General features: G+C 52.1%; 20 protein-coding genes. 3 read left to right on the top strand and 17 right to left on the bottom strand.

The genetic code is table 11. The annotated features are described in order from the left end of the window. Positions 1-60: 60 nt before the first annotated feature. Positions 61-561 (top strand): TrmH family RNA methyltransferase, encoded by a 501-nt coding sequence (locus tag ACJJIL_RS04710; RefSeq protein ID WP_445361289.1) that lies wholly within the window; start codon positions 61-63, stop codon positions 559-561. On the opposite strand, the gene ACJJIL_RS04705 is transcribed toward ACJJIL_RS04710, so the two are convergent. The 3 genes from ACJJIL_RS04705 to purL all read right to left on the bottom strand — a co-directional run bounded on the left by ACJJIL_RS04705 (position 558) and on the right by purL (position 6,230). Beyond that, on the bottom strand, positions 558-1,442 hold the full coding sequence (locus tag ACJJIL_RS04705) for an aldo/keto reductase (protein WP_444917952.1): 885 nt from the start codon (positions 1,440-1,442) through the stop codon (positions 558-560). The genes ACJJIL_RS04710 and ACJJIL_RS04705 overlap by 4 nt on opposite strands. Positions 1,443-1,645: 203 nt before the next feature. Continuing rightward, a complete protein-coding gene (locus ACJJIL_RS04700; protein WP_282933807.1) occupies positions 1,646-1,969 on the bottom strand; it encodes a TfoX/Sxy family protein in 324 nt (107 codons plus the stop codon). A gap of 394 nt (positions 1,970-2,363) precedes the next feature. Next, the gene (gene purL, locus ACJJIL_RS04695) at positions 2,364-6,230 is read right to left on the bottom strand and encodes a phosphoribosylformylglycinamidine synthase (RefSeq protein WP_444958428.1); all 3,867 of its coding nucleotides are present in this window, start codon (positions 6,228-6,230) and stop codon (positions 2,364-2,366) included. A 413-nt stretch (positions 6,231-6,643) separates the two neighbouring features. On the opposite strand from purL, the gene mltF reads away from it, so the two are divergent. Both mltF and ACJJIL_RS04685 read left to right on the top strand, forming a co-directional pair. Continuing rightward, positions 6,644-8,122 carry a membrane-bound lytic murein transglycosylase MltF gene (mltF, locus tag ACJJIL_RS04690; RefSeq protein WP_413662975.1) on the top strand — a complete coding sequence of 493 codons (1,479 nt, stop codon included), beginning with the start codon at positions 6,644-6,646 and terminating at the stop codon, positions 8,120-8,122. A gap of 94 nt (positions 8,123-8,216) precedes the next feature. Then, on the top strand, positions 8,217-8,621 hold the full coding sequence (locus tag ACJJIL_RS04685) for a hypothetical protein (RefSeq protein ID WP_445361288.1): 405 nt from the start codon (positions 8,217-8,219) through the stop codon (positions 8,619-8,621). A 25-nt stretch (positions 8,622-8,646) separates the two neighbouring features. Here the strand turns inward: ACJJIL_RS04685 and ACJJIL_RS04680 are convergent, their stop codons facing one another. The 14 genes from ACJJIL_RS04680 to sdhA all read right to left on the bottom strand — a co-directional run bounded on the left by ACJJIL_RS04680 (position 8,647) and on the right by sdhA (position 26,150). Next, a complete protein-coding gene (locus tag ACJJIL_RS04680) occupies positions 8,647-9,300 on the bottom strand; it encodes a TIGR04282 family arsenosugar biosynthesis glycosyltransferase (protein WP_444925640.1) in 654 nt (217 codons plus the stop codon). Further along, entirely contained in the window at positions 9,293-9,967 is a 675-nt protein-coding gene (locus ACJJIL_RS04675) for a TIGR04283 family arsenosugar biosynthesis glycosyltransferase (protein WP_444925641.1), read from the bottom strand. The genes ACJJIL_RS04680 and ACJJIL_RS04675 overlap by 8 nt, the downstream gene beginning before the upstream one ends. Then, a complete protein-coding gene (locus tag ACJJIL_RS04670) occupies positions 9,967-11,442 on the bottom strand; it encodes a dihydrolipoyl dehydrogenase family protein (RefSeq protein ID WP_445361287.1) in 1,476 nt (491 codons plus the stop codon). The genes ACJJIL_RS04675 and ACJJIL_RS04670 overlap by 1 nt, the downstream gene beginning before the upstream one ends. 7 nt (positions 11,443-11,449) lie before the next feature. Continuing rightward, positions 11,450-12,133: a TVP38/TMEM64 family protein gene (locus tag ACJJIL_RS04665; RefSeq protein WP_413662980.1), complete on the bottom strand. Its 684-nt coding sequence runs from the start codon at positions 12,131-12,133 to the stop codon at positions 11,450-11,452. Between the two features lie 32 nt (positions 12,134-12,165). Further along, on the bottom strand, positions 12,166-13,113 hold the full coding sequence (gene arsS, locus ACJJIL_RS04660; protein ID WP_444917960.1) for an arsenosugar biosynthesis radical SAM (seleno)protein ArsS: 948 nt from the start codon (positions 13,111-13,113) through the stop codon (positions 12,166-12,168). A gap of 5 nt (positions 13,114-13,118) precedes the next feature. Beyond that, positions 13,119-14,018: an S-methyl-5'-thioadenosine phosphorylase gene (gene mtnP / locus ACJJIL_RS04655; protein ID WP_444925644.1), complete on the bottom strand. Its 900-nt coding sequence runs from the start codon at positions 14,016-14,018 to the stop codon at positions 13,119-13,121. 436 nt (positions 14,019-14,454) lie between these two features. Then, on the bottom strand, positions 14,455-15,174 hold the full coding sequence (locus tag ACJJIL_RS04650) for a M12 family metallopeptidase (RefSeq protein ID WP_444917962.1): 720 nt from the start codon (positions 15,172-15,174) through the stop codon (positions 14,455-14,457). Between the two features lie 479 nt (positions 15,175-15,653). Continuing rightward, the gene (sucD, locus tag ACJJIL_RS04645) at positions 15,654-16,526 is read right to left on the bottom strand and encodes a succinate--CoA ligase subunit alpha (RefSeq protein ID WP_108734154.1); all 873 of its coding nucleotides are present in this window, start codon (positions 16,524-16,526) and stop codon (positions 15,654-15,656) included. Positions 16,527-16,528: 2 nt separating this feature from the next. Further along, complete coding sequence (sucC, locus tag ACJJIL_RS04640) at positions 16,529-17,695, bottom strand: ADP-forming succinate--CoA ligase subunit beta (RefSeq protein WP_282933818.1); 1,167 nt, start codon at positions 17,693-17,695, stop codon at positions 16,529-16,531. A gap of 161 nt (positions 17,696-17,856) precedes the next feature. Beyond that, positions 17,857-19,299 (bottom strand): dihydrolipoyl dehydrogenase, encoded by a 1,443-nt coding sequence (lpdA, locus tag ACJJIL_RS04635; RefSeq protein WP_020412682.1) that lies wholly within the window; start codon positions 19,297-19,299, stop codon positions 17,857-17,859. A gap of 65 nt (positions 19,300-19,364) precedes the next feature. Then, positions 19,365-20,564, bottom strand: coding sequence for a 2-oxoglutarate dehydrogenase complex dihydrolipoyllysine-residue succinyltransferase (gene odhB, locus ACJJIL_RS04630; protein WP_282933820.1), 1,200 nt, complete (start codon positions 20,562-20,564; stop codon positions 19,365-19,367). Between the two features lie 46 nt (positions 20,565-20,610). Beyond that, the gene (locus ACJJIL_RS04625) at positions 20,611-23,442 is read right to left on the bottom strand and encodes a 2-oxoglutarate dehydrogenase E1 component (protein ID WP_282933821.1); all 2,832 of its coding nucleotides are present in this window, start codon (positions 23,440-23,442) and stop codon (positions 20,611-20,613) included. 211 nt (positions 23,443-23,653) lie between these two features. Further along, the gene (locus ACJJIL_RS04620; RefSeq protein WP_282933822.1) at positions 23,654-24,358 is read right to left on the bottom strand and encodes a succinate dehydrogenase iron-sulfur subunit; all 705 of its coding nucleotides are present in this window, start codon (positions 24,356-24,358) and stop codon (positions 23,654-23,656) included. Between the two features lie 19 nt (positions 24,359-24,377). Further along, positions 24,378-26,150 carry a succinate dehydrogenase flavoprotein subunit gene (gene sdhA, locus ACJJIL_RS04615; RefSeq protein WP_444925646.1) on the bottom strand — a complete coding sequence of 591 codons (1,773 nt, stop codon included), beginning with the start codon at positions 26,148-26,150 and terminating at the stop codon, positions 24,378-24,380. Positions 26,151-26,153: the final 3 nt, after the last annotated feature.

The raw sequence follows: 26,153 nt of genomic DNA, 5'->3' as shown, positions 1-26,153 counted from the left end.
CCGCAGTACTTTCCTGGGGAAGTTGTGACTTCCCCACTTCCTATAGTAACAAACCGAAAAATGCAGACAGATCACAGTAGTCATCAACCCAGCACAGACACTTACCCATTATGCTATTTAGCCACCGATATTGGTACACCGAGCAATGTCGGCGGCCTATTTCGTATCGCCGATGCACTCGGCGTAGAGAAAATTTATTTAACTGGTGAAAGCCTGGTTCCACCTAATTCCAAAATTCGGAAAGTTTCCCGGTCTACAGAAAAGTACGTTCCCTACGAATATCACTCATCTGCAGTCAATATCGCGCAAACCTTAAAAAATAAGGGCTATCGATTAATTTGCCTGGAGATTGCCTCAAATAGCGTCGAACTCAAAGATACCCCCATTTCCAAAGGGAATAAAATATGTTTGGTATTGGGTTCTGAAAAGGATGGGGTCAACCCCGAACTTCTGGAGCTGGCAGATGCTGTGGTACACATACCTATGCAGGGTATCAATTCCTCAATGAATGTTACTTCCGCCTGTGCTATAGCGACCTATGCTTTGCTGGAAAAAATTTAGTCGGGCACTTTGACCATTATGTTTTTCTGATTAACATAGTCGGGATCACCGCCCAACCTTTTATTGCAGTTCAATCCATTAATTGCCTGGATCTCCGCATTGCTCAAATTAAAATCAGATAATAAGAAGTTATTGCGAATGTGATCCAGGCTTTCCGCCTTGGGAATAACTATGCGATGCTGCTGGATATTCCACTTAAGGATAACCTGCCCCGAAGTCACCCCGTGATTTTTCGCAATATCCACAATTACTGGATCTATGAGAGGTTTTTCATGAGCCTCGACACCGCTCCATGTAGATCCCGACCCCAAAGGAGACCAGCTGCAAATCGCAATTTTATGGAACTGGCAATAATCTACTAAAGGCTGCTGAGTGAAATAGGGATGCAGTTCAATTTGATTACAAACAGGGCGCACTTCCGAGAAAGTCGCCAGTTGTTCAATATCAGATTTACGAAAGTTTGACACCCCCAGGGCCCGCACTTTTTTCTGCTGGTAAAGCGCCTCCATTGCACCCCAGGTCTCCCGGGTATAGGCCGGCATGGGCCAATGGATCAGATATAGGTCCAGGTATTCCAGCTGCAAACGCTCCAGGCTACGGGCAAATGCATCGTGAGTTTTGTTGGTTCCCTGCTCCGTATCCCAAACTTTACTGGTAATAAAAAGCTCTTCCCTCGCTAGTCCGGACTCTTTGATCGCTCTTCCCAGCGCTCGCTCATTTCCGTAGACCGATCCTGTGTCAAAATGACGATATCCCACAGACATGGCTTTCAAAATAACTTCTGTTACATACTCATCATCCTGCTGCCAGCTGCCAATCGCAGCCATTCCCATGCCGAGCTGAGGTATCTCAACACCGTTATTCAATTCGAGAAAATACATAATCAATATCCTTTCAGACTACTGAGCGGTAAATCAGCAAGGACCAAGAGAGAATATAACCGGAGTCACATTTATTTCGCTGAGTGTAGGCCGAACAGAAGTCAACGCGTAGAAAACAGCGAACACACGCCAACTCCTGACTGCTAATCACTCACCACGCAATAAAAAGAAACTAATTTTCTAAGCTCAGTGAATATAAGCGATTATTTTGGAGGAAGTGAACCCGCAAATACCGCTCCACGACTGACCCAGTTATCCAAATCCTCTGCGACAGCATCTTCTTCCACATACACCATGCCTTTTAAGGGGCGCCCGGTGTAATCCATAGGCCGGGTATAGCGTTCGGCCAACGCAGTTTGATACTCATCAGGCCCAACCCGGACCATCAACTCCTCTCCAACAACCCCACAGGCCATATTGCCATTCAACATAAAAGCGAGACCTCCAAACATCTGCTTTTCACTGAGGCCTTCATTTCCCTGAAGTAATTTGCGCACTTTTTCAGCCAGAGTTTCGCTGTACGCCATAGTTTTCTCCTTAATCACTTTTACCAGGCAGGAATACCCCCTCAGAAACTGCTTTTTTCTGAAAAGGTTAAAAACGATGAAATTTGAAAAGAATCGAACGGAATTAAATGTGAACCCTAATCCCAGCAAGACATTGGATGGAGCAATGAGCAAGTAAACTGCAAATACAACAGATAACTGCACCATAGCAAAAACGTTATTTCGAATAATCGTTTAAGTATAGCAGTAGCTGAAGTTTCTACTTTAAGGAAGGGAAAAAATACGCCAAGAAATGAAAGGGCTGAAAAATATTACAGAAATATTTCTATTTTTACTAAAGATTGTGGTGACCTGAAACGGCCACCACAATCTTTACGCGTACCTCGGCAGGCAAAAACCGAGGGAATGACTTGTCTTAGTCGACAAACACCCGCGCGTTGCGGAACAAGCGCATCCAGCCGGAATCTTCTTTCCACTCATCTGGATGCCAGCTATTGCTGACAGCCCGAGCAACACGCTCAGGATGCGGCATCATAATAGTCACGCGGCCATCCTCAGAACTCAGGGAGGTAATACCATTTACCGAGCCGTTGGGGTTGGCCGGATAAGTTTGGGTAATTTCCCCTTTGTTATTCAGGTAGCGCATCGCGATAGTGCCGGAAGCTTCACACTTCTCCAGCGCCTGCTGGTCAGCAAACTCTACGCGCCCCTCACCATGAGCAACGGCAACCGGCATGTAAGTACCCGCCATACCTTTAAACAACACGGAAGGTGAGTCTTCAATGCCTACCAGTGCGAAGCGCGCTTCATATTGCTCAGAGAGGTTGCGTACAAAGCGCGGCCAGTGATCCGCACCTGGAATCAGCTCTTTGATCACAGAGAACATCTGGCAACCGTTACACACCCCCAAGCCGAAGGTATCGTTGCGATTGAAGAAGCCCTCAAACTGATCGCGGGCACGATCGTTAAACAGGATGGTTTTAGCCCACCCCTCACCGGCACCCAGTACGTCGCCGTAAGAGAAGCCACCACAGCCCACCAAACCTTTGAATTCATCCAACGCTACACGGCCAGATAGGATGTCACTCATATGTACGTCGACAGCGTTAAAGCCAGCTCGGTGGAAAGAGTGCGCCATTTCCACTTGGCTATTCACACCCTGCTCTCGCAGTACAGCAACTTTCGGGCGAACATCTTTAGCGATATAGGGTGCGCTGATATCGTCGTTGATATCGAAAGTGAGGTTTACTGTCAGGCCCGGGTCTTCTTTGGCAATTGCAGCAAATTCCTGCTCGGCGCACTCGGCGTTATCGCGCAGGGATTGGATACGGAAGCTGGTTTCCGACCAGATCTGCTGCAATTCAGCACGGGAGCGCTTGAAGATTTCAACACCGTTATTGGTGATGCACAGGTGTTCGTTATTGTTCAGGTAACCGATCTTGTGGGTGGGTACACCCACAGCGGCAAAGCGCTGTACCAGCATATCCGCTTCACAGGCGGGAACCTGCAATACCGCACCCAGCTCTTCACTGAACAGCGCCGCAATCGGGTCTTCACCCAGTTCGTAGATTTCCACATCCATACCCACGCGGCCGGCAAAGCCCATTTCCGCCAGGGTTGTAAATAGACCGCCGTCAGCGCGGTCGTGGTAGGCCATGATCAGGTCTTCATTCAGAGCCTGCTGTACCACCTCGAAGAAACCTTTCAGCTTCTTGGCATCGTCCAGGTCTGCGGGCTTGTCACCCAGCTCGTTGTATACCTGCGCCAGACAGGAGCCGCCCAAGCGATTTTTGCCGGCACCCAGATCGATAAACAGTAACTCACTCTCACCTTTATCGGTGCGCAGCTGCGGTGTCACTGTCTTGCGGACATCAGTTACCGGAGTAAAGGCAGAAATTACCAGAGACAGCGGTGCAGTAACCGATTTCTGCTCGCCCTCTTCCTCCCAGGCAGTGCGCATAGACATGGAGTCTTTGCCCACCGGGATGGTAATGCCCAATTCAGGACACAACTCCATACCCACCGCTTCTACGGTTCGATAAAGTTTTTCCTCTTCACCCGGATGGCCCGCTGCACACATCCAGTTAGCGGAGAGTTTGATATCGGACAGTTGCTTCACTGGGGTACAGGCGATATTGGTAATTGCCTCACCCACTGCCAGGCGGCCCGAGGCCGGTGCATCCAGCAATGCCACCGGGGTGCGCTCACCCATAGACATGGCTTCGCCGGCGTAGCTGTCATAGGCAACGGTAGTTACCGCGCAATCGGCCACCGGCACCTGCCAGGGACCGACCATCTGATCGCGGGAAACCTGACCGGTTACAGTGCGGTCACCGATAGTGATCAGGAAGCTCTTGCTAGCAACTGTGGGCAGGCGCAGCACCCGCTCAGCCGCTTCATTCAGGTCGATATCTACTGTGGAAAATGCCTTACTTTCCACCTGGCGAGTTTCTGCTTCACGGTGCATGCGCGGCGGCTTGCCGAACAACACCGACATCGGCAGGTCTACAGGCTTGGATTCAAACTTCTTGTCATTTAACAGCAAGTGCTTGTCTTCGGTAGCTTCACCGACAACGGCGTAAGGCGCGCGCTCACGCTCACAGATTTGCTCGAAGCGCTCCAGGTCTTCCGGCATAACCGCCAATACATAGCGTTCCTGGGATTCGTTACACCAGATTTCCAGCGGGCTCATACCCGGCTCATCACAGGGCACATTGCGCAGTTCAAAATTACCGCCGGTACCGCCATCTTTCACCAACTCGGGGAAAGCATTGGACAAACCGCCCGCACCCACATCGTGGATAAAGGCAATGGGGTTGCTCTCACCCAACTGCCAGCACTGGTCGATCACCTCTTGGCAGCGACGCTCGATTTCCGGGTTTTGGCGCTGTACTGAAGCGAAATCCAGATCTTCAGAGCTGGAGCCGCTGGCCATACTGGAGGCTGCACCACCACCGAGGCCAATCAACATCGCCGGGCCACCCAGCACTACCAGTTTGGCGCCAGGGGAAAACTCGGGCTTGTCTACATGCTCTTCGCGGATATTGCCGTAACCACCAGCCAACATGATCGGCTTGTGATAGCCGCGGCGCTCGCCATCGAAATTTTCTTCAAAGGTACGGAAGTAACCGCAGATATTCGGGCGGCCAAACTCATTGTTAAATGCTGCACCACCGATCGGGCCTTCGATCATAATATCCAGAGCGGTAACAATACGCTCAGGCTTGCCATAGTTGGCTTCCCAAGGCTGCTCCCAGCCGGGAATACGCAAGTTGGAAACCGTAAAACCGGTCAGGCCCACTTTTGGTTTGGAGCCACGGCCAACTGCACCTTCATCACGAATTTCACCACCGGCCCCGGTACCAGCACCGGAGAAAGGAGCAATCGCGGTAGGGTGATTGTGGGTTTCCACTTTCATCAGCAGATGAATGGCTTCAGTGCTGAAACCGTATTCCTTGCTGTCAGGATCCGGGTAGAAACGCCCCGCTTCGCTACCAGTAACGACGGCTGCATTATCCGCATAGGCGGACAACACATTGCCCCCCCCCTTCTGGTAGGTATTCTTGATCATGCCGAACAGGGAGTGCGGCATTTCTTCGCCGTCGATGGTCCAGGAGGCATTGAAGATCTTGTGGCGGCAGTGCTCGGAGTTTGCCTGGGCAAACATCATCAGCTCTACATCTGTGGGATTGCGCTCCAGCTCTTGAAAGCTGGTGAGCAGGTAATCAATCTCATCTTCGGCCAAGGCCAAGCCCAAGGTAACATTGGCATCTTCCAGAGCTTCGCGACCGCCCTCGAGAATATCCACACCGCGCAACGGGCGCGGCGCTTCTTCCACAAATAATTGCTCAGCTTGAGCAAAATCGGTGAATACCGCTTCAACCATACGATCGTGTAAGCGGGAGGCCAGCACAAGGCGTTCAGCTTCGGTTAACTCGACACCAGTAACGTAGTAGGCGATGCCACGCTCCAGGCGATGAACTTTGTTCAGGCCAGTGTTATGCGCAATATCAGTAGCCTTGGAAGACCAGGGAGAAATTGTGCCCGGACGCGGCACTACCAGGATCAACTCGCCTTTCGGCTCGTGTTTTTCCTCGGTTGGGCCGTATTGGAGCAACCGCTCCAGCAGGGCCATCTCCTGGTTATCCAGTGAGTCGCTGTCTGCAAAGTGAACGAACTCAGCGTAGAGATCGTCGATGGTTGGTTGCAGCGCGCGCAGTTGATTGAGCAGGTTTTTATGGCGGAATTTCGACAGTGCAGGAGCACCACGCAGAACTAACATTGCGGGAGATAGCCTCTTGTCTAAATGAGAAAGATTGCGCGAATGGGATTTCGCACAAGGCCCCGGAAATTTGAGAGGCGCAATTGTACCTGAAGCATCGCTACTCCAACACACCCGCCCGACACTTGGGTACACATGAACTAATTAGTAACCTGAATGTTCAAAAGACCAGCAAGCTTGGCTGTAAATAAACCAACTTTGTATCAAAGTCAGGTTCACCTACCTAAGTCTGTAATGCTTTGCAAGCGCGCAGATCACAGTGTTCAAAAGACAAACTGGGCAGATTGTCGTCAAATAATGTAAAATTGGCGGACTGCGTCAAATTTTGCCCTCGTATTTGAGAGCGAAATCGACATACAGGGCCTTAGGCACAACAGCAAAAAAACCAACGGACTAGCTAAAGGGGACAGCCTATGATGATGAAAAGCCGTATGCTGCGCTACGTCCGCCGTGTGTGCAAAGGGATCGCCCTGTCCTGCTGCGCCTCCCTGCTGGTTGCCAGTAAAGCACCGAATACGCTCGAGCGTGTCAAAGCCACCGGTGAATTGGTTGTCCTGTCACAAAACGGCCCCACCACTTATTACGAAGACGCCTCCGGCAACCCGACCGGCTTTGAATACGGCATGCTGCGTGCATTTGCTGAAGAGCTGGGGGTGAAATTGGTAATTCGCGACGTGCACGATCTGGACGAAATGTTCGATCAGCTGCGCGACCCAGAGGGTGGCGCGCACTTCGCAGCTGCCGGCCTCACGGTAACTCCAGAGCGTCGCGAACAAGTCCGCTTTACCCCATCCTATTTTGAAATTCGCCAGCAGGTTATCTACCGAGTTGGCGAACAGCGGCCGCGCAAAACTAGCGATCTCGAAGGAAAAAAGGTCGCCGTCATCGCGGGCAGCGCTCACGCAGAAGAAATGAAGAAACTCTCCACCCGCTATACTGAGTTGGATTGGGAGGAAGTCTCCGACGTGGACGCCATGGAATTGGTAGAGATGGTGCAGGAAGGAAAATACAATTATGCAATTGTCGATTCCAACGCCTATGCAGTTCACCGCGGCCTTTACCCAAACACTGCGGTTGCGTTCAACCTCACCCAGTTCCAGCCGGTTTCCTGGGCCTTCCCACAAAGTGATGACGACAGCCTCTATCGCAGTGCACGCCGCTTTATGTTGCGCGCCAATACCAATGGCATGATTGCCCAGTTGCGGGAAGAATTTTTCGGCCACGTCAGCGACCTAAATGTGGGCGGCGCCAAGGCCTTTGCCAAGCGCAGCCGCGAGCGCCTGCCCCAGTGGCGCGGCACCATGCAAAAGGTTGCCGACCAATATGACCTCGACTGGCACTTACTCGCGGCCCTCAGCTACCAGGAATCCTATTGGAATCCGCGTGCCCGCTCTCGCACCGGTGTACGCGGCCTGATGATGCTGACTCTGAACACCGCAAAAGATCTCGGTGTAAACCGCCTAAACCCCGAAGAGAGCATTGAGGGTGGTGCCCGCTATATCGTACAAATCCGCAACAAACTGCCGGATCGCATTCGCGAGCCCGACAGAACCTGGATGGCCCTGGCTGCCTACAACGTAGGCTATGGCCACCTTGAGGATGCCCGGGTACTGACAGAACGAATGGGCGGCAATCCAGATCTTTGGCCCGATGTGCGCGAACACCTGCCCCTTCTGGCCAAGCGTCAGTATTACAAGACCACCAAACACGGCTATGCCCGAGGCTGGGAGCCGGTGACTTATGTACAGAATATTCGCCACTATCAAGCCCTTCTGAGCTGGAGTAGCCGCATCGAGGAACAACGACTGGCCGCAGCCAATGATGAAAACGGTGGGATCCTTGCTGAGAACAGTGCAGTGAATTCCGAAGCCAGCGCCGCCCCCGCTCTCTAATCCCCCTCTAGGCCAGCTTAACCTGGCCGAAGAAAGCCCCAAATATCTCCACCTTAATCTATATTCATCTGGTCCCGATTGGAGTGCCTGAGCGATGGATAATCCAGATACGGTAAGAGAGATCGAGCAGTTTATTGACTACCTCGTGCAGGCCGGGGTGTACTGCAGAGAAGACGAACTGGAAAGTGTCTACCATCGGGAAATGCAGGTCTTCATACTAGACCCTTCGGACCGGGTCACAGTGGCAGACAAAACGGCCTTCATCAATATGTTTAAAGCCAAGCGTGACGCGGGTGAACTACCTCTCAACGACTGGAAAAAAATTCACCACATAGTGGCAAATGAAAACAGTGCTTTAGTAATCTTCTCGCGGAAAAATAATTTGGCTGGCCAGGAGCAACTGTTAAAACTGGCGATAGATTTGGTGTATGAAAATGGGCGCTGGCAGGTCACGCGGGAAGTTATATTCCTAGAGCCAGCACTTCCTGGTTCAAGCTAGAAATACTTCTTACTCTCGATTACCTTTAATCTGCTTCCCGAAAATCTGCCAGACGCCTCGAAAGATTTCTAGGTAAAAACTGCAAATCCTCAGGATCATCAATATCCGCAAGCACATCCAATTGCTGACACTGCATATCACATTCCTGTAATCGCTCCAGGGTTTGCTGGGCAACGACTTCAGTACTCCAACATATATCTTCAAACAAGCGAGAATGCAGATACTTCAATCCCAACAGGGTGTAGCCACCATCTTTTGCGGGATACATAACGGAGTCCGTATGCACTAGCGCCACAGCCGCGGCTCGGAGTCTTTCTGCATTTAATGCCGGGCAATCTGTCCCCATCAAAAAGAACCCCTGGCCAGCGGCGTAAGAACTTTTCGCAGCCTGCCACAAGCGCCGACCGAGATCACCTTCTGACTGGCTGTAAAGCTTTACTCCCCGAGGCAATTTGAACTCCTGCCAAAAAAGGTGCCGGGAGTTGGGCGCAGCATGCAGCTCGACAGGGCCCAGATCCGCCTTCACCGCTTCTGCCAATGTATCCTGTAATAACTGTAATGCGAGAGCGGCTGCGCCCTTCTCTCCCAAAGTAGGAATTAGCCGAGTTTTTGCATACCCTGGCAACGGAGCCTTAGCCATCACTACAAGACGCATGGGCGGCAATAGAAAACTACTCATAGCGCTTTGCCAAACTCTCTGCTGATACGCCCCGCCAGTAATCAAAACGCAATCGCCACATCAATAAAATAGTTCTCAATACGCCGTACTTTTCCCAGCGACGCCCTGAGGTTTCTACTTTTTCCCGAGAACAATAGGGCCAGTAATAACTGCGCAAACGACGACTCAGCTCAATATCTTCCATCAACGGCTGCGCAGGGAATCCACCGATAGCTTCGAACAAACCACGGCGCACAAAAATGGCCTGATCCCCTGTAGCAATACCACTAAAACGAGAGCGTAAATTAACTAGAGTCGCAATCAAAGGAAACCAAAAACTGTGTCCGACAATTTGAATATTAAAACGCCCCCAGTGGGCATTCTCCTTTTCGAGGTTTGCGATGGACTTGAGGGCATCTGCGGGTAGACGGCTATCGGCATGCAAAAACACTAACCACTGACCTTTAGCCATTAACGCACCGGCATTCATCTGAACCGCCCTACCCCGAGTGGCGTGGACCAGCCGCAAACCAGACTGCTCTAGAATCTCAACACTACCATCGGTACTACCGCCGTCTACGACAATAACTTCACAACCTTCCTGCACTTTCAAATGCTGCAAGTGCTCCAGTAAAGAGGATATTTGCTCCTTTTCATTTAATAGAGGGACTATCACACTGAATTGCATTAGTTGCGCCTCCAGCGGTTAAAAACCTCTAAGAAACGTAAAATAGCTGTTGGTGCGTGAGCACGTTTCCAATTGCCCGCAACAAATTTATTGGCTTCACTCATAGTGGGATAGATATGAATCGTTGAGAGAATCTTATTCAATCCCAGCCCATATTTCATAGCCAAAATAAACTCCGTAATTAATTCCGCTGCATTCTCACCGACAATGGAAACACCGAGTATTTTATCTTTCCCCGGCACCGTAAGTACTTTCACAAAACCTCGACGCGCGCCATCGACAATCGCTCGATCTAAATGTTCGAGATCGTAGCGGGTTATCTCGTACTTAACATTCTGTTTACGAGCAGCCTCCTCAGAAAGGCCAACACTGGCCACCTCAGGATCAACAAATACAGCACTGGGAACTAATGAATAATCTACGGCAAATTTTTTGAGATCACCAAAAAGTGCATTCACCGCCGCATACCAGGCCTGGTGGGAGGCCATATGGGTAAATTGATAAGGTCCAGCAACATCTCCAGCAGCAAGAATATGGGGATAGGTTGTACGCAGGCATCCATCCAATTGAAGCCTGCCACTTTCCTGCAAGCCCAAGTTTTCAAGCCCAAGACCTGCCAATTTCGCTTTTCTACCCAGCGCCAGAATTACTTCATCAAACTCCAACCTAACCTTATTGCCCTTATTCTGAACAATTAGGGTTCCACCGTTTCGTTCAGGACTACCCTCAAATTCAACGGCTTCATGATCTGTTAATATTTCTACACCATCGCGGGTGAGCGCCTCAGTTACGGCTGCGGTTACTTCCGTATCAAGCTCCGGTAATATAGTATCGGATCTCTCTACCAAGACGACTTGCGAACCGAGCCGGACCAATGCTTGTGCCAGCTCACAACCTATTGCCCCGCCACCTAATAACACCAGTCGGCGGGGCGGAGCTTGTAGCTGGGTAAAGCGATCCCACAAGGTATCGCTTGTGAGGTAATTCACTTGATCGAGTCCGGGAAACGGCGGGGCACTCGGCTCAGCGCCGGTAGCCAATACAATAGCTCTCGCCGTCAGTATTTGCTCTCCCCCATCGTTTAGACAGGTCTTCACCGTCCAGGGGTCTACCAACTCTGCGGTTCCCTGTAGTACTTCAACCCCAAGCTCGGTATAGCGCTCAACACTGTCGTTGGGTTCGATTGCTTGAATAGATTCTCTGACATGCTGCATAACCCGGGGAAAATCAATTACGGGCTCTTGAAGAATAACGCCAAACTCACTTGCACATCGCGCCCTATGGGCCTGCCGCGCGCACATAATCAATGCTTTGCTGGGTACACAACCGGTATTGAGACAATCACCACCCATTTTACCCGCTTCGATCAGAGTAACTTTTGCTTTGACCGCCGCAGAGATATAAGCCGTGACCAAGCCCGCCGCACCACCACCAATAACAATTAAGTTACGATCAAATTTCTTAGGTTTCTGCATAAATCGATCACCCGGCCTGACGCCTGCGCTTAAGCCAGTTGAGCGCATATTTTGCAATTAAGGGAAACACACCCAATAGAACAAAAGACAATAATAGTGGCAAAGATAAAATATCCTTGAGATTTTCCACTCTCATCAACTGGGTGCCGGCATTTACGTAAACTATCGTACCCGCCAACATTCCGAGCTGACTAACCCAGTAGAAAGTCCAGGCTTTAATATGGGTGAGCCCCATCAGGATATTAATTAGAAAAAAAGGGAAAGCCGGCACCAATCGCAGCGCAAAAAGGTAAAATGCCCCCTCCCGCTCAATCCCCTTATTGACGACTTGAAGCCGCTCTGAGAAACGCCCCTGAATATAGTCCCGGAATAAATATCGAGCCATTAAAAAGGCCAGGGTAGCACCGATACTGGAAGCAAAAGAAACGATTACAGTACCCCAGAAAAGACCGAACAATGCGCCGGCTGCAATAGTTAGAATTGCTGCCCCGGGAAGTGATAAGCCAGTCACCAAAATATAGAAGACCAGAAACAAAAACCCGACTAAAAGCGGCGACGACATCTGCCAGCGTTTAAAGTCCTCCGCTCCATCCTTTAACTTTTCCAGGCTCAACCAATGGTGTAGGTCAAGCAAGTAGAAAGCCACCACCAATACGACAATAGCGGCTACCAGCAGGATTTTTTTACTCATCGTTTTCAGGTTCCATCTGCCTTAACAGAAAGCTAGAGAGCCCCACCACAACTACTTCCCTGCCCGGCTGTACAACCGTAACAGTGATCTGCAACGCAAATTGCCGCCCCCTTCAGATCTATCTCGATTAAATCTCGCAAATGTAATCGACCGGGAATAGGCATGTTGAGTTGTTGGTTAAAATCGCAATCAAATAGATTTCCCTGCCAATCGACGCTAACCAAGCTACGACACATAACATCAGCGAGATTATCCGCACTGTAACTGTCTTTGAGTAGCGCCATATAATCGTGAAACTGCCCCTTAGAAATCAGCATCGAACCAAAACGCTTGATTGGCATATTGGTGAGAGCGAACAAATGATTAAATTTAATGGAGAAGTGGTTCGCCAACTCTCTTCGGTAGTCCGCCTCCAAAGCACTTTGCTCCGGGGGTAAAAAGGGTCCCTGGGGGTTATAGACCAAGTTGAGCTCTAAGCCACTGCCGGGCTTGCCATAGCCCAATGCATTTAATTTTTGTAACGCCGCAATGCTCTTATCGAATACCCCTTTACCTCGTTGCTTATCGACATTATCGATTGAGTAACACGGCAGGGAGGCAACGACCTCAACCTGGTTTTCAGCGAGGAATTCAGCAGTATCTTCCTGGCCCGGCTCAAAAAGAACTGTCAGGTTACAGCGATCTATTACATGTACTCCGCGCTCTCGCGCCCCTCTTACAAGGGATCGAAAACCCCAGTGCAATTCCGGGGCCCCACCAGTCACATCCAGCACACGGGGTTTACGGACCGTAAGAACTTCCAATAACAGCGCCAAATTGTCGTCCGACATCATCTCGGTTCGATTAGGCCCAGCATTGACGTGGCAGTGTAAACAGCGCTGATTACAACGGTAGCCAATATTGACCTGCAAGGTCTCAATGGCCCCTCGGTGCAGGGAGGGGAAATCCGATAGCTCCAGCAGGGGTAAGGTCTCACGCATCGATATCACTGCTCCATTTCTTCAAGCTCTGGTTCTGTCGGAGCAAGCAGTGGTTTTATTACAGCTTGTGTTTCCTCAGGCATAGCTTCGAGGGGAGTCACCAGACCGCTCAACAGTGCTGTATGAGCGGAGGACTCCGGTTGCTCAGCGCCTAAAATACGTATGGCTTCCATCGCAATCTGCTGCGCGCGCGTAGCATTTTGTTGAAGATTCGCAATTGCTACCTCTGCGGTTACCGCCTCCTCACGAGGGTGCCAACAATCATAGTCAGTAGCCATAGCCAGCGTGGCGTAGGCAATTTGTGCCTCCCGGGCCAACTTGGCCTCAGGCATATTGGTCATGCCGATAACCGACGCCCCCATACTGCGATACCAGTGGGACTCGGCACGGGTGGAAAACTGTGGGCCCTCGATACAGATATAACTGCCGCCTCGGTGTAACTCAATTGGCTGCTCTGCCTGGGTCAGCGTGAAAGCACGCGCCAAACTATCAGCGACAGCAGAGCATACTGGATCGGCCATGGACACATGGGCAACCGCGCCATCTCCAAAAAAGGTACTCTGCCGCCGGCGAGTCATATCAATGAACTGATCGGGGATTAACATATCCAGCGGCCGTACCTCTTCCTGTAGGGAGCCCACAGCCGAGAGAGACAGGATGTAGCGCACGCCGAGCTGGCGCAGGGCATGGATATTTGCCCGATAAGGCACTTGGGAGGGGATCAGGTGATGATTGCGACCATGACGGGCCAGGAAAGCTACTGGTACACCTGCGAGCTTACCGCAGACAATGGCGTCCGAAGTCCTGCCAAAGGGAGTGTCGATATGGACCTCCTCCACCTCAGTCAGCCCCGGCATATCGTAAAGGCCACTTCCTCCAATCACCCCAATCAATGCCCTGGTCATATTCGCTCCTAAACAATTGGTTTTCGGCAGTATAGGAGTGGGGGCAAGTCGTGTATATCACCAGCTACGAGAAAGGAAAATTAGAAAAGCAGTGGCATCTATATTACCTATACCCCTGGCCGCTAAAATTTGACAGGTAAGCTAGAGTTACTCTTCAGAATTTAGATCAATAGGACGCCACGATTTACAGCTTACGATAATGAATTTTTATTCGCCACATTAAGAGCTGACAGTTAATAATCATCGACACAGAAAAGGCAATATTCTCCTAGCAAAACCCAGAAAATCCTTTTCTTAATTGATAGATATGAAATTGAATTTTAAAGAGGCCACTACAGCTCAGCCCGACACTATGTAGCAACATAAATAAGGGAGTAAAAAACTCCCTTATTTTTACTCCAATAAAAATAACCGCATCGCACCCTAGTTCTTTTGGCTACATCAAAGGCCCAGCAAAAGATCTCGGCAGCGTCTGACGATTGCCATCATAGAGATATGAAAGCATATCCAGATCCCCAGCACTGGGATTCCAGGTAGAACTATTCACCTGATTGGCCGATATTTTACAGCCTCCCTCACGAGTGTTTTTAACAATCCCCAGTGCCCTTGCCTGGTCGTCATACATCATGATGGAGTTTCCATCAAAAGCAGAATTGTGTGTTAAAAACCTGGTGAGGGTTTGCACCCGAGTTTGCTGCTGCAGGGAGTCCAGTGTGTTCTTCACTGACAGAGGGGCGTCGGCACGCATGTGTTCGTGGGCCAAACCCAGTGTATGACCGATTTCATGGGGAAGGGAGGCAATCGCTGCTCTATTAGTTTTCCAATCTACACCACAATATTGATCGGTTTTATTGGTAAACCCTACCGTCGCACTACTGCGGTCGTCCTTAATTGTAACCACTCCACGGCCTGCCGCTCCAACCTGCAGGAACTTAATCGCTGCAAATCTGAACTTTCGATAAATGCAAATTTCCCAATGAGACATAGCCTTTTTTACCGAATTAACATAACCGGAATCTAAATTGGAGGGCACATAATATTTCACCACACCATTCGGCCAAACCCCACCTACCTCTTCATTCCTATCCAAAGAAAATCCACCAAAGTCTATCTTATAGGATATTTTTCGAATATTTTTATCTATAGCTAGCCCCATGCTGACGCACCTCCTGAAAAGTTATTTTCGCTGCCATAACGAGAACCAACACTGCCGCACCAAATTCGGCAAGTCAAAATTCACCCGACAGAAATAGAAAACAAAAAGAGGGAAGAGATCACAAAAAACCTTTCCCAAACACCAAAACCAAAATCGATTCCTGTAATAAAAAATATTCAAATATTTTCAGCAAGCAACCAAAAGAACTAGGAACCACAAGAAAAGCCTTACAAAACGCAGACTTACGTGACCTATAGATAGAAGTACAAAAATGAAGAGAGAATGAAAATCAACTTTCAGCGATAAAAAGAAAACTTAACAACAGATAAAACTGTAAACACCATGAAAATGTAAAGATAGGTAAAACTATTTACTGGGGGAGCCCAGCGCAACTCTGCCTAATCTGACCCGACTTTATACAACCATAAAAAAAGCCACCCAATGGGTGGCTTTTTTGAAAACTAAAAGTTGGCAATTACTTACCAGCCAGTAATTTCCTTCAGAGCGTCGCCGATCTGAGCCAGGGAGCGCACGGTTTTAACACCAGCGTCTTCCAGAGCAGCAAATTTCTCATCGGCGGTGCCTTTACCACCAGAGATGATCGCGCCCGCGTGACCCATACGCTTGCCGGGAGGAGCAGTTACACCAGCGATGTAGGAAACTACAGGCTTGGTAACATTTTCCTTGATGTAAGCAGCTGCCTCTTCTTCAGCAGTGCCACCGATCTCACCGATCATAACGATTGCTTCGGTCTGCGGATCGTTCTGGAACATTTCCAGGATATCGATGAAGTTGGAACCCGGGATGGGGTCGCCACCGATGCCCACACAGGTGGACTGGCCGAAGCCGTAGTCGGTGGTTTGCTTAACCGCTTCATAGGTCAGGGTACCGGAACGGGAAACGATGCCCACTTTACCCGGCTTGTGGATGTGACCTGGCATAATACCGATCTTGCACTCACCCGGAGTGATAACACCCGGGCAGTTCGGGCCGATCAGGCGCACGCCCAGCTCGTCGCACTTCACTTTAGCGTCGAGCATATCCAGAGTCGGAATACCTTCGGTGATACAAACAATCAGCTTGATACCAGCGTTGGCCGCTTCCAGGATGGAATCCTTACAGAAAGGCGCAGGTACGTAGATTACGGAAGCTTCAGCGCCGGTCTTCTCTACCGCTTCTTTAACGGTGTCGAATACTGGCAGGCCCAGGTGAGTCTGGCCGCCTTTACCCGGAGTTACACCACCAACCATCTTGGTGCCGTAAGCAATCGCTTGCTCGGAGTGGAAAGTACCCTGGGAGCCGGTGAAGCCCTGGCAGATTACTTTAGTGTCTTTGTTAATCAATACTGACATGATTATTTACCCTCCGCAGCTTTAACCACTTGCTGAGCCGCATCGGTCAGACTGGTAGCCGCGATAATGTTCAGGCCACTGTCGCTCAGAACCTTGGCGCCCAGATCTGCGTTGTTACCTTCCAGGCGTACAACAACCGGTACTTTAACGCCAACTTCTTTTACTGCGCCCACAACGCCTTCGGCGATCATGTCACAGCGAACGATACCACCGAAGATGTTGATCAGTACGGCTTTTACGTTCTCGTCAGACAGGATGATCTTGAACGCTTCAACAACGCGCTCTTTGGTCGCGCCGCCGCCAACGTCCAGGAAGTTAGCTGGCTTGCCGCCGTGCAGGTTTACGATGTCCATGGTACCCATGGCCAGACCAGCACCGTTTACCATGCAGCCGATGTTGCCGTCGAGAGCTACGTAGTTCAGGTCGAACTTGGCAGCGTGCGCTTCACGGGAATCTTCCTGGGAAGGATCGTGCATTTCGCGCAGGTCAGCGTGGCGGTACAGCGCGTTGCTGTCGATTACCACTTTGGCGTCCAGGCAGTGCAGGTTGCCTTCGGTGGTGATTACCAGCGGGTTGATTTCCAGCAGGGCCAGATCTTTTTCCTGGAACATTTTTGCCAGGCCGAGGAAGATCTTGGTGAACTGCTTAACCTGAGTCGGGTTCAGGCCCAGTTTGAAAGCCAGCTCGCGCGCTTGGTAAGGCTGAGCGCCTACCAGTGGATCGATGGTGGCTTTCAGGATTTTTTCTGGGGTCTCTTCCGCTACTTTCTCGATCTCAACGCCGCCTTCGGTGGAAGCCATGAAAACGATACGACGGGTGGAGCGGTCAACAACGGCGCCAAGGTACAGTTCTTGGTCGATGTCAGTGCAGCTTTCAACCAGGATACGGGAAACCGGCTGGCCATTTTCGTCTGTTTGATAAGTTACCAGACGCTCGCCCAGCCACTTCTTGGCAAACTCTTCAATCTCTGCCTTGGAATCTACCAGCTTTACACCGCCAGCCTTACCGCGGCCACCAGCGTGTACCTGGGCCTTTACTACCCACTTATCACCGCCAATTTCGTCAGCCGCTGCTGCTGCCGCTGCCGGGGTTTCCGCTGCAATGCCTTTGGAAACCGGCAATCCGTATTCCGCAAACAGTTGTTTGCCCTGATACTCATGCAAGTTCATAGTCAATACCAATTCACATATAAAATGTGTTTACTAATTGCAGATCACTCTGCACCTGAAAGAGAAATTTAAAATTTCCGTCGTTGCAAATTTCAAATTCCACAAATGAAACCGGGGCGCTAATTAATCAATAATTAGTGCCCCGAAATCGAAAAATATTCTTACTTGCGCTTCTTGCGATTTACGGTGTGAATCGCATGGCCGTTCACGCCCAGCGCCGCTTCTTTCACAGTTTCGGAAAGAGTCGGGTGCGCAAATACCGTCATACCGATGTCTTCAGCACTGGAGCCGAATTCCATCGCGATCGCCACTTGCTGAACCAAGTCTGCGGCAGACGGGCCAACAATATGGGCACCCAGTACGCGGTCAGTTTCCGCGTGAGCAATGATTTTCACAAAGCCCTGGGTATCGTTGGCGGCCATAGCGCGGCCGTTGATAGCAAACGGGAAGCTGCCTACGTTGTAGGGCTCGCCATCGGCCTTCACCTGCTCTTCGGTGCGACCAACCGCAGCGATTTCCGGGTGAGTGTAAATAACGTTGGGGATCACGTCGTAGTTCATCATCGGCTTCTGGCCAGCAATGCGCTCGGCAACCACAACACCTTCTTCTGAGGCCTTGTGTGCCAGCATTGGGCCGCGTACCACGTCACCAATCGCCCATACGCCCGGTGCAGAAGTCATGCACAGGTCGTTGACATAGATGAATCCACGCTCGTCCATCTTCACACCGGCATCTTCAGACAGAAGGCCTTCGGTGTAAGGGCGACGACCAACGCAAACGATCAGCTTGTCGAAAGTTTCCTGGTGCTCTTTACCATCTTTGTCCTGGTAAGTAACAACCACTTCTTCGCCTTTCACTTCGGAGCCGGTTACGCGGCAAGCGAGGCGGATATCCAGGCCCTGCTTCTTGAAGATCTTCTGGGACTCTTTGGCAACCTGTTGGTCCATGATCGCCAGGAACTTGTCCATCGCTTCAAGAACAACCACTTCGGAGCCCAGGCGGTTCCATACAGAACCCAGCTCCAGACCGATAACACCGGCACCGATAACACCCAAACGCTTTGGAGTTTCAGTGAATTCCAGAGCACCAGTGGAATCGACAATAATTTTGTTGTCTACCGGAGCGGGCGGAATATTTACCGGTACAGAACCGGAAGCCAGAATGACGTTTTCAGCTTCGTAGACGGTGCTGTTGCCTTCGTCGTCGGTTACTTCCACTTTCTTGTTCGCCAGCAATTTGCCGGTGCCGAAAATGGAGGTTACTTTATTGGCGGTGAACAGACCTGCTACACCACCGGTCAGCTTCTTAACGATCTCGCCTTTGCGCTCGATCATCTTGCTCACATCCATTTTGACCTTGCCGACTTCAATGCCGTGCACGTCGAGAGCATCTTTGGCTTCGTGGTATTTCCAGGAGCTGTCCAGCAGTGCCTTGGAAGGAATACAGCCAACGTTCAGGCAGGTACCGCCATTTACGTATTTACCTTCCTTGTTTTTCCACTTTTCGATACAAGCCGTTTTCAAGCCCAACTGAGCGGCACGGATGGCAGCGACATAACCACCAGGACCGGAGCCAATTACGATTACGTCAAATTTTTCGGACATGATCAGTTCCAGATATTTCTAATGCAGTGTGATCGAGGGGGCCCGCAGGCCCCAAGATTTATTGTTTAAACTTCGAGCAAGATACGCGCTGGATCTTCGATCATTTCCTTGATCGCTACCAGGAAGCCAACTGCTTCCTTACCGTCGATCAGACGGTGGTCATAGGACAGCGCCAGGTACATCATCGGCAGGATTTCCACCTTGCCATTTACCGCCATCGGGCGCTCCTGGATTTTGTGCATACCCAGAATTGCAGTTTGCGGTGGGTTCAAAATCGGAGTGGACAGCAGGGAACCGAATACACCACCGTTGGTGATGGTGAAGGTACCGCCAGTCATCTCTTCGATAGACAGTTTGCCATCGCGGGCGCGAACACCCAGATCGCGGATATTGTTTTCCATATCCGCCAGGCCCATGTTCTCCGCATTGCGCAGAATCGGCACAACCAGGCCTTTCGGCGAGGAAACCGCTACACCGATATCCTGGTAACCGTGGTAAACGATATCGTTGCCGTCGATAGACGCATTCACTGCGGTGTAGCGCTTCAGCGCTTCTACTGCAGCTTTTACGAAGAAGCCCATAAAGCCCAGGCGAGTGCCGTTGTGGGTCTTCTCGAACAGGTCTTTATAGTTCTTGCGCAGGTCCATAATCGGCTTCATGTTCACCTCGTTAAAGGTGGTGAGCATGGCGGTGGACTGGGAAGCATCCAGCAGGCGCTCAGCGATACGCTTGCGCATACGGGTCATGGGAACACGCTTCTCTACGCGCTCACCCGGAGCAACCGCAACTTCAGCAACAGCGGCGGCAGGTGCAGCAGCGGCAGCCGGCGCAGTGCCCGCTTTCATTACGTCTTCCTTAAGAACGCGGCCACCCTTGCCAGTGCCTTCAACACCGGCCAGGTCTACGCCCTTCTCAGCAGCCATTTTCTTGGCAGATGGCATAGCAATTTTGTCGCCAGCCGCAGGAGCTGCGGCTTCGGCAGCCGGAGCTTCTGCTTTTTCTTCCGCCGGGGCAGCAGCTGCGCCAGCGCCCGCTTCAAACTTGGCAATCACTTCATTGGAGAGAACGGTATCGCCCTCACCCTTGATGATTTCAGTCAGGGCACCATCGGCAGGTGCAACAACTTCCAGCACAACTTTATCGGTTTCGATATCCACGATCAGTTCATCGCGGGACACAGCTTCACCAGGTTGTTTATGCCAGGTGGCGACAGTTCCGTCCTGAACTGATTCAGGGAAAGTTGGCGCTTTAATCTCGATCGTCATTTTTTCTGTTTCCTGAGATTGACTCTTCACTTATTACTGCCGCCGGTTATTTGACGGTCAGCGCCTCGTTGATGAACTTATTCTGTTCTTCAAGGTGCGTGGACATATAGCCCGCCGCAGGTGCTGCGGATGGGGCGCGGCCCACATATTCCAGATCCAGCTTCGGATGGGTTTCCGACAACAGGCGACGCAAGTGGTGCTGGCTGGAGTACCAGGCGCCCTGGTTCATGGGCTCCTCCTGACACCAGGCAACACTCTTGATCTTCTTGAATGCGGAAACCGCTTCCACAAACTCTTCGTCCGGGAATGGGTACAGCTGCTCGATTCGCACGAACGCCACATCTTCCTGTTCGCGCTCCATACGGGCTTCCAGCAGGTGGTAGTAAACCTTGCCGGAACACAGAACCACACGCTTCACTTTGTCTGGATCTACGCCCTGGTCCTGGATCACGTTGTGGAAGCGACCTTCTGCCAGCTCTTCCAGGCTGGAAGTGGCCAGCTTGTGACGCAGAATCCACTTTGGACTCATAATCACCAGAGGACGGCGCATGGGGCGCACCGCCTGGCGACGCAGCAGATGGAAGATCTGTGCCGGGGTAGTGGCGTTACACACCTGGATATTGTGCTCCGCACACAGCTGCATAAAGCGCTCAAGGCGTGCAGAGGAGTGCTCTGGGCCCTGGCCTTCATAGCCGTGCGGCAACAGCATTACCAGGCCGCACATACGGCCCCACTTATGCTCACCGGAAGTGATGAACTGGTCGATCACAACCTGGGCACCGTTGGCGAAGTCACCAAACTGGGCTTCCCACACCACCAGGGACTTTGGTGTTGTGGTGGCGTAGCCGTATTCAAACGCCAACACCGCCTCTTCGGACAGCAGCGAGTCGTAGATATAGAAAGGCGGCTGGTCTTCAAACATATGCTGCAAAGGCACATAGCTCTGACCGTCTTTCTGGCTGTGAACCACCGCGTGACGGTGGGAGAAGGTACCGCGACCCACGTCTTCACCGGTAAAGCGGACCATAAAGCCCTCTTCCAGCAGAGTGCCGTAAGCCAAAGTTTCCGCCATGCCCCAGTTCAGAGGCAGGGCGCCACCGGCCATTTTGCGGCGGTCTTCATAAATTTTGGAGACCTGGCGCTGCATTACCACGCCATCGGGCACGTTGGTCATGCGAGTAGCGACATCCTGCAGCTTCGGCAGCGCATAGCCGGTATCTGCAGGCACCTGCCAGTCGTGGCCCAGGTAGGGGCTCCAGTCAACAAACATGGAGGAGTCCGGCTTCTTCACAAGACCGGTAGCAACGTCTTCACCGGCATCCAGTTTGTCGCGGTAGTCGTTGGCCAGCTTGTCTGCGGCAACCTTGTCCAGGATGCCCTCGCCCACCAGCTTCTCGGAATAGAGCGTGCGGGTAGTCTTGTGCTTGCGGATAGTCTGGTACATCAGCGGCTGGGTACCAGAGGGGTCATCGGTCTCGTTGTGGCCGCGACGACGGTAGCAGACCAGGTCGATAACGATATCTTTCTTAAATTCGTAGCGGTAGTCCACCGCCAGCAGCGCGGCCAATACGACCATTTCCGGATCGTCGCCATTCACGTGCAGCACCGGCGCATCGATCATCTTAGCGGGATCGGTGGAGTACTCGGTGGAGCGGGCATCTTCACGCTTGCTGGTGGTAAAGCCCACCTGGTTGTTCAGTACGATGTGCACAGTACCGCCGGTGTAGTAACCGCGGGTCTGGGACATCTGCAGGGTTTCCTGCACCACACCCTGGCCGGCAAAAGCCGCGTCACCATGGATGTTGATCGGCATTACTTTCTCACCGGTCGCATCTTTGCGGCGATCCTGGCGGGCGCGCACGGAACCCACTACCACGGGCGCACTGATTTCCAGGTGCGACGGGTTAAAGGCCAGGGCCAGATGCACTTCACCACCGGGAGTCATCACGTTAGAGGAGAAGCCCTGGTGGTATTTCACGTCACCGGAAGTATCGAGGGTCTTCTTGCCTTCAAACTCCTGGAACAGATCCGCAGGGTTTTTACCGAGGATATTGACCAGGGTATTCAGGCGGCCGCGGTGGGCCATACCGATCACCACTTCCTTCACCCCGTAGGTGCCGGAGCGACGGATCAGAGCGTCCATCATCGGGATCAGGCTCTCACCACCCTCTACACCGAAGCGCTTGGTGCCGGGGTACTTGGAGTCCAGGTGGCGCTCCAGGCCTTCAGCGGCGGAAAGGCGCTGCAGGATTTCAATCTGGATGTCGGTGCCGAAGTTGGCTTTAGACTGGCTGCGCTCAAGGCGCTGCTGGAACCACTGCTGCTCTTCCAGGTTGGAGAGATGCATGATCTCCGCACCCAGATTGCCACAGTAGGTATTCTCCAAACCCTCGACGATTTCACGCAGGGTCGCCTCTTCTTTACCGAGGAACAGGCTACCGGTATTGAAGGTGGTATCGAAATCACCCTCAGTCAGGCCGTGGTAGCTCAGTTGCAGGTCGGGCACTTGTTCGCGAGCCATCAAGCCCAGGGGGTCGAGGGTCGCTTTTTTATGGCCGCGATGGCGGTAGGAATCGATCAGTTGCAGAACTTTAATCTGCTTGCGCTCGTGCTCAATATTGGCAGAGCCGGCCGCACCGGGAGCGGCCACCGGACGCGCGCGGTGTTTGCTGAGCAGCTCAAAGTGCTGGCGAACAGCGGCGTGGGAAACATCGCTGCTGCCCTCAACGCGGGGGAGGCTATCGAAATAATTGCGCCACTCCTCGGGGACACCGTTGGGGTCGTGCAGATAGGTCTCGTAAAGCTCCTCCACGTAGGCAGCATTGCCCCCGGAGATATGGGAGCTACGCCACAGCTGCTCCATGGTACTTTCGTGCATGTTGATGCCTACCTCAATTGCAGTGTGCTTATCTTCTCTTGAGCCACTGCGCTTTCCTTTCACTCACAAAAGGGGAGGCGCACAAAGCCACCTCCCCTTTTCAGTTTTTTACCGGTTAGAACCGGCTTTTTGTCGTTTGCTTGGCGCCCTACCTGGCACCGGGTTCGCAGAGCGCGAACCCCAGCGGGCCGATAACCGGCCGCAGCATCCCCTACACGGCGCGGGTCAGCAGCATATTGCGGATATGGCCGATCGCGCGCGTCGGATTCAGTCCTTTCGGGCAAACATTGACACAGTTTTGAATACCGTGACAACGGAATACGCTGAAGGGGTCATCCAGATTTGACAGGCGCTCATCAGTAGCCAGGTCGCGGCTATCTGCCAGGAAGCGGTAAGCCTGCAACAAACCAGCTGGGCCGATAAACTTGTCCGGATTCCACCAGAAAGACGGACAGGAAGTGGAACAGCAGGCGCACAGGATACACTCGTACAGACCGTCAAGCTTTTCGCGATCTTCCGGAGACTGCAGACGCTCGATGGCCGGAGCCGGGGTATCGTTTTGCAGGTACGGTTCAATCTTCTTGTACTGCTCGTAGAACTGCTCCATATCCACAACCAGGTCGCGGATAACAGGCAGGCCCGGCAGCGGACGCAGAACCAGTTTACCCTTGGGGGCAGCTTCAGACAGTGGCGTAGTGCACGCCAGACCATTGCGACCGGAAATGTTCATACCGTCGGAGCCACAAACGCCCTCACGGCAGGAACGACGGAAAGACAAGGTCTGGTCTTCGGCTTTCAGCAGTTCCAGAACGTCCAACACCATCAGGTCCTTGCCCTTGGTGTCCAGTTCATAGTCCTGCATATAAGGCGCTTTGTCGGTTTCCGGGTTGTAACGGTAAATGCTTACTTTCAACATACTCTATTCCGCTCCCGAATCAGTAAGTCCGAGCTTTCGGTTCAAAGGCTTCCATAGTGTTAGGCGCGAAGTTTACTGCACGCTTGCCAACACGTTTTTCCGCGGGGAAATACATAGAGTGGCACAGCCAGTTTTCATCATCGCGCTCCTGGAAGTCCTCACGGGCGTGAGCACCGCGGCTCTCAGTACGGGTCTCTGCAGCAACTGCAGTGGCCTCGGCAACTTCCAGTAAGTTTTGCAGCTCCAGCGCTTCAACACGGGCGGTGTTAAACGCGCGGCTCTTGTCTTCGAGGCGCACATTTTCAATACGCTCGCGCAGATCTGCAAGCTTCTTCACACCTTCGGCCATAAAGTCGCCGCGACGGAATACGCCGAAGTGGTTCTGCATCACGCCCTGCAGCTCTTTGCGCAGGTCGGCAGCCTTCTCACCCTTCTCATTGGTTTCCAGGTGATTCAAGCGAGCCATAGCGGCTTCGAGATCAGACTCGGAAGCTTCGCGGTGCTCGATACCTTCGCGCAGGGACTTCTCAATAAACAGGCCGGAAGCGCGACCGAATACCACCAGGTCCAGCAGGGAGTTACCGCCTAAGCGGTTGGCTCCGTGTACGGACACACAGGCAACTTCGCCACAGGCGTAGAAGCCATCAACAATCTGGTCGTTACCCGCAGCGTCCTGGGTCAGAGCCTGACCGTGAACGTTGGTGGGAATACCACCCATCATATAGTGACAGGTAGGTACTACCGGGATCGGCACCTTAACTGGGTCGGCATGGGCGAAGGTCTTGGACAGCTCACAGATACCGGGCAGACGGCTGTTGAGCAGCTCTTCACCCAGGTGATCAAGCTTCAGGAATACGTGATCGCCTTCCGGGCCACAGCCGCGGCCGTCGAGAATCTCGAGAACCATAGAGCGAGCCACAACGTCGCGGGAAGCGAGGTCTTTGGCGTTGGGCGCATAGCGCTCCATAAAACGCTCACCATCTTTATTGATCAGGTAGCCACCCTCACCGCGACAACCTTCGGTCACGAGTACACCGGCACCGTAAATGCCAGTGGGGTGGAACTGCCACATCTCAATATCCTGGACCGGCATGCCAGCACGCAGGGCCATACCGACACCGTCACCGGTATTGATGTGTGCGTTGGTGGTGGAAGCGAAGATACGACCGGCACCGCCGGTAGCGAATACAGTCGCTTTGGATTTGATATAAACCACTTCGCCATCTTCGATGCACATGGCGATCACACCCACAACAGCACCGTCCTGGTTCTTCACCAGGTCAATCGCAAACCATTCATTCAGGAATTCGGTTTTGTGCTTAACGTTGTTTTGATAGAGGGTGTGTAGCAGTGCATGGCCGGTACGGTCAGCAGCAGCACAAGTACGTGCAGCCTGGCCACCGCGGCCGAAATCTTTAGACTGACCGCCAAAGGGGCGCTGATAAATACGACCTTCCTCAGTACGGGAGAAAGGCAGGCCCATGTGCTCCAACTCAAATACCGCTTCGGGACCTACGGAACACATATATTCAATAGCGTCCTGGTCACCGATATAGTCGGAACCCTTAACGGTATCGTACATGTGCCAGCGCCAATCGTCGTTGGGATCTGAACTGGCAATTGCACAGGTAATGCCACCCTGGGCAGATACTGTGTGAGAACGAGTCGGGAATACCTTGGTAATAACCGCAGTTTTATAGCCGGACTGGGCCATCTGCAGGGCAGCGCGCATACCGGCACCGCCTCCACCAATTACAATCCCGTCAAATGAAATAGTACGCATGTTCGCCATTGC

This window comes from Microbulbifer maximicatervae (SeqCode) (assembly GCF_052468095.1).
The sequence above is the reverse complement of the archived record's forward strand: the minus strand, read 5'-3'. Positions and strand labels throughout refer to the sequence as shown.